The organism is Methanobacteriaceae archaeon, assembly GCA_013403005.1.
Classification (GTDB): domain Archaea; phylum Methanobacteriota; class Methanobacteria; order Methanobacteriales; family Methanobacteriaceae; genus Methanobacterium.
In genome coordinates this window covers 80,321-92,958 of record JACBOA010000001.1, presented here as the reverse complement: position 1 = coordinate 92,958, position 12,638 = coordinate 80,321, and the positions used below count along the sequence as shown (strand labels likewise).

Genomic DNA, 12,638 nt, shown 5'->3' with positions numbered 1-12,638 from the left:
GATGGTATGGGAGGATTCACCATCACACGTATGCCGAGGGGGAGATAAAAGAGCATTAACATTTTGTTGTCCGCCTGTTAAACCTTGTCCAGTGGTATTTGCCCTGGAAGAGGCTGGGATAACTCCGCAGGAGTATATTGAGATTAAAGAAAAATTCGGAGAAAAAACACGTCTGGGACAGGGTGAAGGAACCTGTTTCGGATCACTGGTTTGGTGTTGTAAACCATCCAAACCCTGTCCCCTGAGGGATATGGTTTTACGCAGAATTGGAATGAGTCATGACGAGTATATGGATTTAAAACACCAGTTGTCGCAGGAACTGGTTGGTCATGAGCCCATAGATAATGAAGCCAGCATAAAAGCTCTTTCTGAAACTTTTGATGTACCTGCAGAAGAAGCGTCCCAAGTCCTTTCTGAATGTAATAATGACCTTAAAACCGCCATCAAGGTTCTTAGAATGAAGAATCTGGAGATATAACTGATTTTTAAGTTTAGCTGGAGATTAAGGCTTAGTGGAGTGTTTCAGATGGGATGGACTCCCCTCTTCCTGGAAATGCAGGATAAGAATGTTCTGGTGGTGGGATCCGGGGAAGTTGGCACCAGAAGAGCGCAACGCTTCCTTAAATCCGGAGCGAATGTGATTATAACTGCTGGGCATCCTTCAGATGAACTGAAAGAATTGGGAGCAGTTCATAAACCCCGTGAGGAACTCCCAAAATGGATTGAGTGGGCGGATCTGGTGGTGGTGGCCAGTGGCAACCCCCAATTAAATCAGGAAGTTTCTTTATTAGCTGATGATAAACTAATTAACCGAGCTGACAATCCTGAAGATGGAAACCTCATAGTTCCGTCCTCTTTTTTTATTGGTGATGTTCAGTTTTCCATATATACCCAGGGAAAAAGCCCTCTTATGGCTAAGGAGATTCGAAAACGCATTCAGTCAGTTGTTCATGAAAAAGACATACTTCAACTGGAACTGCAGCATTTCACCCGCCAGTTGTTAAAAGAAAAAGTAGATAACCAAAAAAATCGTCGTAACTACTTATACCAAATCTTGGATGATAAAGATATTAATATACTTTTAGAAAAAGGTAAACTGGACGAAGCTAAAATATATGTTGAAAAATCTTTGAAATCCATGTTGAACCATCAAAAGATTGTCAAGCAAAAAAATTAAGCTACCTTTTAACTAAACAACTTTTAATCATTATATTAAACTACTAATAGATCATACCACATACTAATTATTAATACTAATAATAAATAACCTAAAATTAGTATCAACAAACCATATATCCTGCTAGGAGGGTTAAAGTGATTTTAAACATTCGAATCGACCATAAAATCGCGAACATTAACAAAATAGAAGAATCCGCAGGTAATATGGATGAAATATTCGCGAAGATACAAAAGGAACATCACGTGCAGGAGTATGTTCAAATAAAAACCTGCAATCGTTCTGAACTCTATCTGGTTATGGATGAATACCCCCTAAACTACCACTGGAACGGTTTGGTAGTGGAAAAGGATGAAAAAGCCCTGGAACATATTCTTAAACTTTCTAGTGGCTTGGAATCCATGATTATTGGAGAAGATCAGATACTGGGCCAGATAAGGGATGCACATAAAATCAGCCTTAAGGAAAAACATTGCGGTCCGGTTTTAAACACTGTTTTTATGAAAGCCCTTCATGTGGGACAATCTGTTAGAAAAAAAACCCGAATTAATCAGGGTTCTGTTTCCATAGGCTCTGCAGCTGTTGATCTGGCCGAATCAGTTCATGGTGATCTTAAATGTAAGAAAGTGCTGGTTATTGGTGCGGGTAAGATGGGTACCCTGGTGGCCAAGGCCCTGGTGGAAAAAAATCTCAGAGCCATAGTAGTTGCTAATCGGACCTATGATCGAGCAGTGTGCCTTGCAAGGGAACTGGAAGGGAGTGCTATTCACTTTGATCGTCTGGCTGAAGCCTTGTACGATGCAGATGTAGTTATCAGTGCCACAGGAGCACCTCACACCATAATCACCAGAGAAAAACTGGAAACTGCTGTTCCTCCTGAAAACTTGGAGAAAATGGTGATGGTAGATATAGCCAACCCCCGGGATATTGAGGAAGAGGTTTCAAATCTGGGAGTTAAACTTTATAACATCGATGATCTTAGAGGTGTGGCTGATAAGAATAAAAAGATGAGAGAAAGTGAAGCAAAGAAAGCTGAAAAGATCATCAGTGCCGAGTTGGAACTTTTAGAAAAATCCCTGAGACACCTCGAAGTGGAACCTATCATTGCCCATATTAGATCTCAGGCTGAGAATATTCGCCAGCGTGAAAAAGAGAAGGCATTTCATATGCTGGGAGACTTGAATGGTAAGGAGAAGATTGTGGATGATCTTACCAAGGTCTTGGTAGATAGGGTCTTTTATGATGTTATCCGCAACTTGAGGGAAGCTGCTGAAAATGATGATAAAGAGGTTTTAACAGTGGCTCAAAGAATTTTTAACCATAATAATCAATGATTTATTTTAAATAATTTTTCACCTATGAAACTTTTTACTTTTGAAATTGCTTTGATAGTGGCTTTGATAGTGATTTTCAATGCTTAAGAACTTACTAATCCTTCAAATCTATCAGTCCTAGTAAACGGGTGGTAAATAGGATTAGAAAAGGGGCGATTAAAACTGTAGATAATAAATCTCCCAATGTAATATTTCCCCAAAAAGTAGTGCCTAAAAAATAGAATTCATGCATGGTGTCAAAAATCGCTTGTTTTAGGATGTATATGACCACAATATTAATCATGGTGATAAAAAACATGTTTTTCAATCCCACTTCTTTAATTTTTCTAAAAACCATTACCATATCAAAGCCTGAACGAATACTTCCTTCATGGTGAGCCATGTTCAAAACTGCACCCTGGAAGAGGATGTTAAAGCATATAAATAGGATTATTGCAATAAATAATGCGAATTCCATGATGATTGTGCTGAAATCAAGTTTAAACATCAATTCAAACTCAGAAATCCCAATAATTACCATTATCATGGGAAGAATGAAATATGTGCCTAAAATCACACTTTCCTTTATTCCATGCACCATGAGGTTAAGAGGATGGTGAAAGCCTGGTGGCTTGCTGGACCCATGAACTGTTTCCTCCACTATTCGGAACCCATATCCAATTTCCAGGAAAGATAAAAAGATGATGAGAATAACTATTAACACATCAGTTATACCCTCTATCATAAAAGGAACATCAAAATCAATAAGATAGTCCGTTAAAAACAGTGTTAATCCCAATATAAGAATATTGTACCAGTCTGAAAGCGAGTATATAGCCGCATCCTTTAACATTGTTTTAAATTTCATGATTCACCTTTTAATAGCCAATGAAAATTGAAGATTTTTTTTAACGCCACGACAAATAAATTCGACAAATGCATTACTCTTTTATGAAAATTAATCTATTAAAGGTTTTAAATTTAATCAGAGAACTTCAAAAAAAATTAGAGAAAATATGAACTTCTCTTAAAGAATATTAAAAAGAATCAGGCAAACATGCCTTTAGGTTCATTTTCCTCTTTCTCATTAAGTTTGAGGGCATACAGGAAGTTATCCCAATTTACAACCTCCTGATCTTCAGAAATGGCCTTATGAAGAGCCACTTTCAATATGCGGTCTTTAATATCCCTTCCAGACATTCCTTTAGAAAGTTTTGCCAGTTTATTAACATCCGCTTCCACTGGAAGGGGCATGGATTTGATGTACATTTCCAGGATTTCCCTTCGCTCATCTTCATTAGGAAGCACGAATTCTATTTCCTCTTCAAATCTGCTTCTAAGAGCATAATCCAGTAATTGTGGGTTATTTGTAGCCCCGATGGTGACCACTCCCAGATTGGGATTAATTCCATCCATTTCTGTTAAAAGAGCATTCACCACCTCGGAAACATCTCCCCTGAGGGACTGGTAACGACGATCCAGACCAATGGCATCTATTTCATCAATAAAGATGACTGCCGGCGCGCTTGCTGCCGCAGCATCAAAGAGATCGTGTATCTGACGTGCACCATCACCTACATGTTCGCCTATTAGGCTAGTGGCTTTAACCAGGAAAAGGGGAACTTGTAATTCATGGGATAAAGATTTGGCCAGCATTGTTTTCCCAGTGCCTGGTGTTCCGTGGAATAAAACGTTTCTGGGAGCCCATTCCTGGAAACTTTCTGGTTCCTGCAAGTACTTGCTTATGATCTTGCATTTGGTTTTAGCTCGTTTTTGACCAATAACATCACTCATTTTAAGGTTACTTTCAATCTTCTTGATCTCCTGAACCTCTTCCACCTCCATTAGGAGTATTGAGGTGTTTTTAGTTATTCTGGAATCATCAGGATGAGCTTTAATTACTTTAAAAGCAAAATCAGGCAATAATTTCTGATCGAAAAGGAAAGAGCCTTCTTTGACTGTGTAACCCATCCACTGTTCACGAGCGTATAACTCAAATAGTTCATTGTCGAATATTTCAACTTTAGGATTCTCGACTAAATTGCATAGGAATGGGTAGCCAATGGATTGGAGTACAACCATTTTCGCTTCTTTACCTGTGTCTTCAAGACCGGTGGAAGTCTTTTTTTCAGATACAATTGGTTCTGGAGTTATGTTGTTAAGTTTCAATATATCACTGATTATTTTGATAAAGTAAATTCAATTAGGGGTAAATGAAATAATAAAACTAAGTTTCTGTGTCAAAAGTATATATAGATACAAGTTATTTAAGAATTTTTTTGTTGGTCGAACTTTTAATAAAACGAGTAAATTTAAAAACAATTAAAATCTTTATAATCTTTCCTTTTTAAGTTTCCTTTTCAAGAGGGACCTAAAAACTGTTTTTTATGTGATCTTTAAATGTTTGATTAGTTGATTAGAATAGATAAGAATCACAGTTGATGCTATAAGAAAAAATGGTACAAATTTTGAATACAGTAGACGCATATTGAAAGATTTATTCTCGGAAAAATCATGATATTGTCTGCAATAAGTTCATAAGAGAAGGTTCAGAGCATTTGAAGGTACTTTAGATCTTAAGAGCATGATTTTTAATTATATTACTATTTTCAGACATATTACTCATTGTGGTTAAACAACGTCTAGAGAATTAGCATGCTCCAGTTTCCCACCACAATCACACTCGTCAGCAAAATCTTCCGGAGACTCTCCGGGTTGTAATTCATAGTAACCTCCACAGTTATCACAGACTAAATAACCTGGATTCTTGTTTTCTCGTTTATTTCTTTTTTCCCTGAACTTTTCCTTTAATTCATCACTAGGAAGAGTGTCATCTCCAGTTAAAGTTCTTTTTCTACCCGGTGAACGCTTTTCAGCCAGTCTTCTTTTAATTTCATCATTTGACACCATACAAACACCTTTTAGTTTTCATTTAAAGACTTGATTTTTATTCGATCATGAAATCGGAAATTTTAACCTTAATTGTATTGTTCTTTAAATTTGATTTCAAATTTGGTTCCATTAGTACTGTCAAGTTCTATGTTCCCGTCAATCTGTGCGGTTAAATTGTTAACCAGTTGTAAACCCAGTGAATCTGTGTTCCGGAAATTGAGATTCTCTGGGAATCCAACACCATTATCTGCAATTATAAGAGTGAATTCATCATCTTTTTTGTAGAATTCGATGTTAATCTCCCCTTATGATTAGAGGGAAATGCATGTTTCATAGAATTGGTAAGCAGTTCATTTAAAATTAGACCCAGAGGAACTGTGGTGTTTATATCCACCATCAAGTCTTCCAGTTTCAGGTTGAGTTTTATCTTGCTCTCGTCTGGAACGTAAGTACGGTAAAGCTCTGTGCTCAGTGTTCGAATATAATCTCCAAAATCGATCCTTTTCAGATCAGTGGATCGGTACAGCCTCTCATGTATAATAGCCATGGACTTGGCACGGTTCTGACTTTCCCTGAATATGTCCAGAGCTTCTTCGTCCTGAATATATCTGGACTGAAGATTCAATAAACTGGATATAACCATTAAATTATTTTTAACCCGATGATGTATCTCTTTTAAGAGCATTTCCTTCTCTTTTAGAGCTTTTTTTATCTCATTTTCAGCTTTTTTCCGTTCTGTTATATCCTGGTTTGCACCGTAAACTTTGATAGTGTTACCTTTTTCGTCTTTTTCAATTCCATTGCGGACAATAATACATCTTTTTTCTCCATCTGCTCTGATTATTACATGTTCTATTTCATTGGAGTAATTCGGATCATCGGTGGCTAAAACTCTTTCAATTTCCTCAGCCACGAGTGAAGCCTCCTCTGGAGGGATGAACTTAGCAGCATACGTTTCAGAGGACATTTGGGAGCCGCCCTCTGCCTCAACTGTGGTTCCGTATATGGAATAGAATTGATCATCAAAGGTAAATGTGTCTGATGCTACATCATATTCCCAGCTACCCATTTTAGCCAGATCCAGGGCAATCCTTAGACGATGCTGTGTGGCAATTAACTCCTGTTCCGTTTTTTTACGCTGAGTTATGTCCCTTAATGATCCTTCAATCCCCACTGTTTGGCCATTATCATCCAGTAGGAAGTGTGCATTCACCGAGGCATAAACTGTTTTTCCAAATTTGTCTTGGAGAGTTATTTCAAAATCATTGACCTCTCCTTTCTCTTTAATTATTTTTAGCATTTTCTTCCTTTCTTCCGGATTTTTGTAAACAGTTTCCACCTGTCTACCAATTAAATAATCCCTTGAAAAACCAGAATACCTTTCAATGGAAGGACTTATTTCTGTTATGTTTCCATTAATATTAGTCTGATAGAAAACATCCTGAACATTTTCAAAAATTTTCCGGTATTTCCGTTCACTTTCTTCCAGATCATTTTCAATCTTGCGTCGCTGCATAGCCACCGCAAAGAGGTTTATTAACGACTGTATCAATTCTTCATCTTCCAGGGTTTGCCTTTTTTTAAGGAATATGTTAACAGTCCCATAAAGTTTGCCTTTGGATTTAAAACCAGTCCCATAAATATCACCAATATCAAAGGTGATTTCAGCCAGTTTAGCTAGTTTTTTAGGAAAAGTCCCACATAATACTTGATATAATCCTTTTTCGATTTTATGCAGTTTTCCACTTAGAATTCTGCTCCGAGATTCTTCATCATATGCTTCATTGAAATCAGCCAAAGATACCTGTAGATCAATCAAATCAGCACCTAAAAATTTTTTAGAAAAATTAGTTAATATTTCGTTCCTTCCGGCCACAGAACGCACCTTAAAACTATCTAAAACAGGATCATATACTGTAACCACAATTACCGAGTTTTCAACCAATTCATTCAATTTTTTAGCAATAAATTCATATAAATTTGCATCTAAAGACAAATCAACTAACTCCAGGGATGTTTGTGATAAAAATCGCTCTTTTTCCAGTATATTTCTGGTTGATTCCTCTTTAGATTTTAAAATAGTTCTTAATTTATTTAATTCATCTAAGAGTTCTTCTCTGGATTTTTTTTCATCCAACATATATGAAGCCCCAGACTTAGCAATATTATAATTATTCAGATTTTAAAAAAATGTAAGAATTTTATATGTTTTTTAAAGAATATTAATTTTTTCTTGGTTCAATCATTATGAAGAGGATGATAAATGGGATATAAGCCCATTTAAAACAGATATAATCAACTTTTTAGAATTTTATGCTCATATAATATAGTTTTAATTAGAAAACAATAATTCACACCCATTTACATCTTAATAATCCCCTATTATGATTATTCATTTTTTACGGCTACCTACCCAAAAGTATAAATATTTTGTTCTATGAGTATAGAACATTCTATATGTATAGAACTATTCTATCCGAATAGAACAAATTTAGTGGTGAATCCCCCCATAAAAAAACACTAAACAATGGAAAATAAAAGGAAAACCCGTATTCTTTGACTTATTTAAAAAAAAAAGGTTTTGATTAATAGGAGGAAGTAAAGTGGAAAAAAAGGAAGCATTAGATATGTTCTGTTACCAGTGCTCGCAAACCGCCCGTGAAACTGGTTGCACCATTCGAGGAGTATGTGGAAAAGAGCCCACTGTAGCTAGACTACAAGACAACTTGTTATACGCCATAAAGGGTATTTCAGCCTACCTCTACCATGCCCGTGAGTTAGGGTACACTGATGAAGAAGTAGACGCATTCCTGGAAAAAGGTTTCTACTCCACTCTTACCAACGTCAACTTTGATCCTCAGGAATTTGTGAAAATGGCTCTTGAAGCCGGTAAAATGAACATAAAAACCATGCAACTATTAAAAAAAGCTCACATCGAAAAATATGGCGAACCTGTGCCCACAGAAGTGCCCGTAGGTTCAGTAAAAGGTCCTGGTATATTAGCTACTGGCCATAGCCTTAAAGCATTGGAAGAACTCCTGAAACAAACTGAAGGGAAGGGGATCAATGTTTACACTCACTCTGAATTACTACCTGCCCATGGATACCCCCAACTTAAAAAATACAAACACTTGGTAGGGCAACTGGGAGGAGCATGGTTTGACCAGAAACAGACTTTCGCCAAATATAATGTAGCCATTTTAGGAACTTCCAATTGTGTGCTGTTACCTAAAGATGAATATAGAGAAAGGATGTTCACCAGTGGTGTGGCTCAACTGCCAGGAGTGCAGCATATAGAAAACTATGATTTCACTCCTGTAATTGAAAAAGCTCTGGAACTACCTGAACTGGAAGATGAACCCGGTAAAAAAGTTCTCACCACAGGATTCGGAGCTTCCACTGTACTATCTCTGGCACCAAAAATCAAAGAACTGGTGGAATCTGGCAAAATAAAACGATTCATACTGGTTGGTGGATGTGACTCTCCTAAACCTCAGGCTAAATACTACACAGAATTTGTGGAAAAATTACCAAAAGATGTGATTGTGTTGACTCTGGCATGTGGTAAGTACCGTTTCAATGAGATGGATCTGGGAGATATTGAAGGAGTGCCCCGACTGATAGATCTGGGTCAATGTAACGATGCCATTGTAGCTGTAGATATTGCCATGGCCTTAACTGAACTATTGGGAGTAGAACTGAATGAATTACCCTTAACCCTAGTATTAAGCTGGATGGAACAAAAAGCAGTTGCCATTTTATGGAGTTTGCTGGCTCTGGACATTAAAGATATGTACATTGGCCCCATAATCCCTGGATGGGTTAATAGCGATATTTTAAATGTTTTAGTGGAAAACTACGGATTGAAACCCATCGGTGATCCCGAAGAAGATATAAAGGCCATATTGGGGTAATCAATCAACCCCAAACCATTTATTAAAATTATCATCCCCTAAAATATCTTCCAATAAATATCTCCTAATATTTAATAAAGAAAATAATCTGAATGAATATTCTAAAAAAATTAATTAAATATATTATTCGATGATTGGTTAAATTGGGAACACCTCCCCTGTCTAAAAAAAATGAAAAGGTGATTTATTTGCCAAAAAAAGAAATAGATGAAGATAAAGCGTTTGAACAGGCACTGAAAGGTAAAATGGGATGGAAGTGTTCGTGTTCTTTGGAAATAATTGATAAAAAGTCTTCCCTTCGAGATGTGACTTGTAAAAAATGTGGGATAACCTTCAAAACAGATCGAGACACGGACACCTGTTTTCGCTGCGAAAGAGGGTTATGATGAATTTAATCTCCACAGAATTGAAAGGTGAATTAATAGTTAAATAAATAAAAAATAAATTAAAAATCCTAATAAAAGAAAGATAGTTAAGAAATATGGAATCAGTTCACTACGCTCCAAAAAAAGCTGGAAAAATATAAAAAAATGAATGATAAAAACGAAGAATTAGAAAAAAATAAACTCGATAATTCCCGGATAGAATTATTCGCCACTCCAGGAGGGGTTAAAGCCATTAAAAGCCCGGTGAGGGTGAAGATACTTTCTGTGCTACGCGAAGGTGATCTCAGTTTCGATGAAATCGTGAAGCTCTCTGGTCGTGCCAAGTCCACTGTATCCAGCCATCTGAAAGCAATGACCAGAGATGGTATAATTAACGCCCGTTTGGATCCTAAAGATGCTCGAAAGAAAATATTTTTCATTCAATCAGAGTATATTGGAAAATTACACCAGCAGCAGCTTCAGGAGGACATATCCAGTTACATTCAGAGGTACATTGCAAGTGAAAATGATCCTTTCGAGTTTTTTAGATTAATATTTCACACGTTAAGGATTTCATTACTCACCCAGGGTGTTGACATAGACCCTATACTCCATGAAGCCGGTTTAAAAGTGGGGGAAGCCCTTTACGAAAAAGTTAAAGACCCTGATATGGAAAAATTCCTAACAAACATTTCCAGTTTCTGGGAAACACATAGTCTGGGAAGAATTGAAGTAAAAAATCTAAACCCCCTCACCATCAGTGTGGAAGATTGTTTTGAATGCAGTGGACTCCCTTATCTAGGTAGGCCCGCCTGTGCATTTGACAGCGGCATTCTTGAATCATTATTCAGTTTATACCATGAAGAAGAAGCTAAAGTTTCAGAAACTGAATGTTACGCTTTGGGAGATTCTGCATGCCGTTTTGTTATCGAATGAAAAGATTTGAAGTCTAAATTAATAATTAATCAGTCAAATCAGGCAAAACTACTGCTAATAATATTATTTAAATACTAGAAAAATAAATCAATCTATTTAAGTAAATAAATTAATCTATATCTTAATCTAAAATCTAATTATCTCGTTCTCAGAATGTTCTGGTATTTTTCCTGCATTATAAGGGCATCCTTTTCCAGGAAGGGAGTTTCACAAATTATAGTTGCATCCCACCCATAATCAATAAGTACTTCCAGTAAAGGGCTTAGTGGTGGACCATACTCTTTTTCCAGCATCACATGATGTTTTCTCTCACCAGCATCAGTATATTCAATCCGCGTGAAATGACAGTGCAAATATTCACTATCCCTGCCAACAGCAGCTAATTCATCCTCTAATTTGCCTAAAATATTATAATAATCCTCATATCTTTTAATGCAACCCCTATTCCTGGCATGTATATGGGCAAAATCAATTGTAGGGGCGAAATGATCAAAAGACTGACAGATATCAATAATTTCTTCCAAATCACCAAGCTGTGACCTTTTACCAGTAGTTTCTGGTGCAAAGGTGAAATTTTTAATTCCCAAAGCATCTACTTCATCCATTAAAAGCGATATAGTGGCTTTGCACCGTTTAAGTGCTTCTTTAGCCGTGTATTTTGTATAAAATCCTGGATGGAATACTATACGGTTAGCTCCAATCCATTCAGCTGCCCTTGCGGATTGAACCAGCCTCTGGATGGATCTTTTTAACACGTCTTCCTTTTCAGCACAGAGATTGATATAATAAGGAGCATGCATTGAAACTTTTACCTCATTCTTCCGAGCATTTTCAGCCAGTTCAAGGGCTGATTGTTTCTTTATGCGCACTCCATAGGTGGCCTGGTACTCGTATGCTTCTAATCCCATTTCATGGATATAATCACATACATTTACTGTCTGTCCCTTAAAACCCAGAGGATTACCTGCCGGTCCGAATTTAATTTTATCATTCATATTATTAGATTATTGATTATTTAGGCGATTATATTAGCGATTAAGTGTTTATAATGATTTCAATAAGTTGTTTTGCTAAATAAGTTGTTTTACGCTTTATCATTTTCATTTTTTAGGATTTTATTCTTTAACATCTTCGAATGCAGATAAGGAAGCTACTGCTCCTTCAGCACAGGCCACCACCCACTGTTTAACACCGCCAGTTATATCTCCTGCAGCATAAACTCCGGGGATGTTTGTTCGCTGGTATTTATCAGTTACGATATAGCCTTCTTTATCAACTTCCACTCCAGCATTCTGGGCAAATTTACTGAGAGGTTCTTCCCCCACGGCAATGAAAATACCATCTATGGGCAATTCAGTCTTCTCCAGGGTTTTGACATTGTTTAGAATTACATTTTCTACAACCATATCCCCCTTTATTTCTTCCACCACTGCATCCCAGATAACCGGAATTTCATTTTCTTCTAATTTTTTCTGAAGATATGTTTCTGCCCTTAACTGGTCTCTTCGGTGTATTATGGTCACGTTACAACCGAGAGTTTTTAGATAGATCGCCTCCTGGACAGCTGCATTACCTCCACCTACCACCACCACATCTTTACCCTGATATAGTGGTCCGTCACAGGTGGCACAATAACAAACTCCACGACCAATAAATTCCACCTCACCAGGTACTTTCAACCTCCTGTGACGACTCCCTGTGGATATGATCACAGCTTTTGATTTATATTCACTTTTTGATGTAATGACACGTATATGTGATTTATCAACTCTGTTAATTTCCTTAACCTCTTCCATGTTCCTAAAGGAAACATGCTTTTCTGCCTGTTTCCTCATCTTTTCCAGCAAATCCTTTCCAGAAATCAAATCAAAACCAGGATAGTTCTCCATGAGAGGAACCATGTACCCGGAACCTGCCCCCATCATCATTTCCAGTACCAGAGTGTTCATTCCCTGTCTTCCTGCGTAAATTCCAGCAGTTAAACCGGCTGGTCCTCCCCCAATAATAATTAAATCATACTCTTCCATGCCTACACCTTCAT

The 12,638-nt window shown here is 37.0% G+C and carries 12 protein-coding genes; 6 read left to right on the top strand and 6 right to left on the bottom strand.

Annotated features, from left to right (window positions below; all coding sequences use genetic code 11):
* Position 1: 1 nt before the first annotated feature.
* The 3 genes from HVN35_00430 (at position 2) to HVN35_00420 (ending at position 2,511) form a co-directional block, all read left to right on the top strand.
* A complete protein-coding gene (locus HVN35_00430; protein ID NYB51026.1) occupies positions 2 to 478 on the top strand; it encodes a methanogenesis marker 9 domain-containing protein in 477 nt (158 codons plus the stop codon).
* Positions 479 to 526: 48 nt separating this feature from the next.
* Entirely contained in the window at positions 527 to 1,177 is a 651-nt protein-coding gene (locus HVN35_00425) for a bifunctional precorrin-2 dehydrogenase/sirohydrochlorin ferrochelatase (GenBank protein ID NYB51025.1), read from the top strand.
* A gap of 137 nt (positions 1,178 to 1,314) precedes the next feature.
* A complete protein-coding gene (locus HVN35_00420) occupies positions 1,315 to 2,511 on the top strand; it encodes a glutamyl-tRNA reductase (GenBank protein NYB51024.1) in 1,197 nt (398 codons plus the stop codon).
* Between the two features lie 94 nt (positions 2,512 to 2,605).
* Here the strand turns inward: HVN35_00420 and HVN35_00415 are convergent, their stop codons facing one another.
* The 4 genes from HVN35_00415 to HVN35_00400 all read right to left on the bottom strand — a co-directional run bounded on the left by HVN35_00415 (position 2,606) and on the right by HVN35_00400 (position 7,522).
* Complete coding sequence (locus tag HVN35_00415) at positions 2,606 to 3,358, bottom strand: DUF4013 domain-containing protein (protein NYB51023.1); 753 nt, start codon at positions 3,356 to 3,358, stop codon at positions 2,606 to 2,608.
* A 179-nt stretch (positions 3,359 to 3,537) separates the two neighbouring features.
* A complete protein-coding gene (locus tag HVN35_00410) occupies positions 3,538 to 4,659 on the bottom strand; it encodes an AAA family ATPase (GenBank protein ID NYB51022.1) in 1,122 nt (373 codons plus the stop codon).
* Between the two features lie 462 nt (positions 4,660 to 5,121).
* Positions 5,122 to 5,400 (bottom strand): protease htpX, encoded by a 279-nt coding sequence (locus tag HVN35_00405; protein ID NYB51021.1) that lies wholly within the window; start codon positions 5,398 to 5,400, stop codon positions 5,122 to 5,124.
* Between the two features lie 235 nt (positions 5,401 to 5,635).
* The gene (locus tag HVN35_00400) at positions 5,636 to 7,522 is read right to left on the bottom strand and encodes a PAS domain S-box protein (protein NYB51020.1); all 1,887 of its coding nucleotides are present in this window, start codon (positions 7,520 to 7,522) and stop codon (positions 5,636 to 5,638) included.
* A gap of 487 nt (positions 7,523 to 8,009) precedes the next feature.
* Here HVN35_00400 and hcp point away from each other — a divergent pair, with 487 nt between their 5' ends.
* The 3 genes from hcp to HVN35_00385 all read left to right on the top strand — a co-directional run bounded on the left by hcp (position 8,010) and on the right by HVN35_00385 (position 10,597).
* Entirely contained in the window at positions 8,010 to 9,296 is a 1,287-nt protein-coding gene (gene hcp, locus HVN35_00395; GenBank protein NYB51019.1) for a hydroxylamine reductase, read from the top strand.
* 188 nt (positions 9,297 to 9,484) lie between these two features.
* Positions 9,485 to 9,682, top strand: coding sequence for a hypothetical protein (locus HVN35_00390; protein ID NYB51018.1), 198 nt, complete (start codon positions 9,485 to 9,487; stop codon positions 9,680 to 9,682).
* A 144-nt stretch (positions 9,683 to 9,826) separates the two neighbouring features.
* The gene (locus tag HVN35_00385) at positions 9,827 to 10,597 is read left to right on the top strand and encodes an ArsR family transcriptional regulator (GenBank protein NYB51017.1); all 771 of its coding nucleotides are present in this window, start codon (positions 9,827 to 9,829) and stop codon (positions 10,595 to 10,597) included.
* Between the two features lie 137 nt (positions 10,598 to 10,734).
* On the opposite strand, the gene HVN35_00380 is transcribed toward HVN35_00385, so the two are convergent.
* Both HVN35_00380 and trxB read right to left on the bottom strand, forming a co-directional pair.
* Positions 10,735 to 11,592, bottom strand: coding sequence for a TIM barrel protein (locus HVN35_00380; protein ID NYB51016.1), 858 nt, complete (start codon positions 11,590 to 11,592; stop codon positions 10,735 to 10,737).
* 120 nt (positions 11,593 to 11,712) lie between these two features.
* Complete coding sequence (gene trxB, locus HVN35_00375) at positions 11,713 to 12,624, bottom strand: thioredoxin-disulfide reductase (protein ID NYB51015.1); 912 nt, start codon at positions 12,622 to 12,624, stop codon at positions 11,713 to 11,715.
* Positions 12,625 to 12,638: the final 14 nt, after the last annotated feature.

Coding starts and splice junctions, on each gene's coding strand:
- HVN35_00400 (NYB51020.1), bottom strand. CDS start 7,522: ATGTTGGATGAAAAAAAATCCAGAGAAGAACTCTTAGATGAATTAAAT.
- HVN35_00385 (NYB51017.1), top strand. CDS start 9,827: ATGAATGATAAAAACGAAGAATTAGAAAAAAATAAACTCGATAATTCC.
- HVN35_00425 (NYB51025.1), top strand. CDS start 527: ATGGGATGGACTCCCCTCTTCCTGGAAATGCAGGATAAGAATGTTCTG.
- trxB (NYB51015.1), bottom strand. CDS start 12,624: ATGGAAGAGTATGATTTAATTATTATTGGGGGAGGACCAGCCGGTTTA.
- HVN35_00430 (NYB51026.1), top strand. CDS start 2: ATGGTATGGGAGGATTCACCATCACACGTATGCCGAGGGGGAGATAAA.
- HVN35_00405 (NYB51021.1), bottom strand. CDS start 5,400: ATGGTGTCAAATGATGAAATTAAAAGAAGACTGGCTGAAAAGCGTTCA.
- HVN35_00415 (NYB51023.1), bottom strand. CDS start 3,358: ATGAAATTTAAAACAATGTTAAAGGATGCGGCTATATACTCGCTTTCA.
- hcp (NYB51019.1), top strand. CDS start 8,010: ATGTTCTGTTACCAGTGCTCGCAAACCGCCCGTGAAACTGGTTGCACC.
- HVN35_00380 (NYB51016.1), bottom strand. CDS start 11,592: ATGAATGATAAAATTAAATTCGGACCGGCAGGTAATCCTCTGGGTTTT.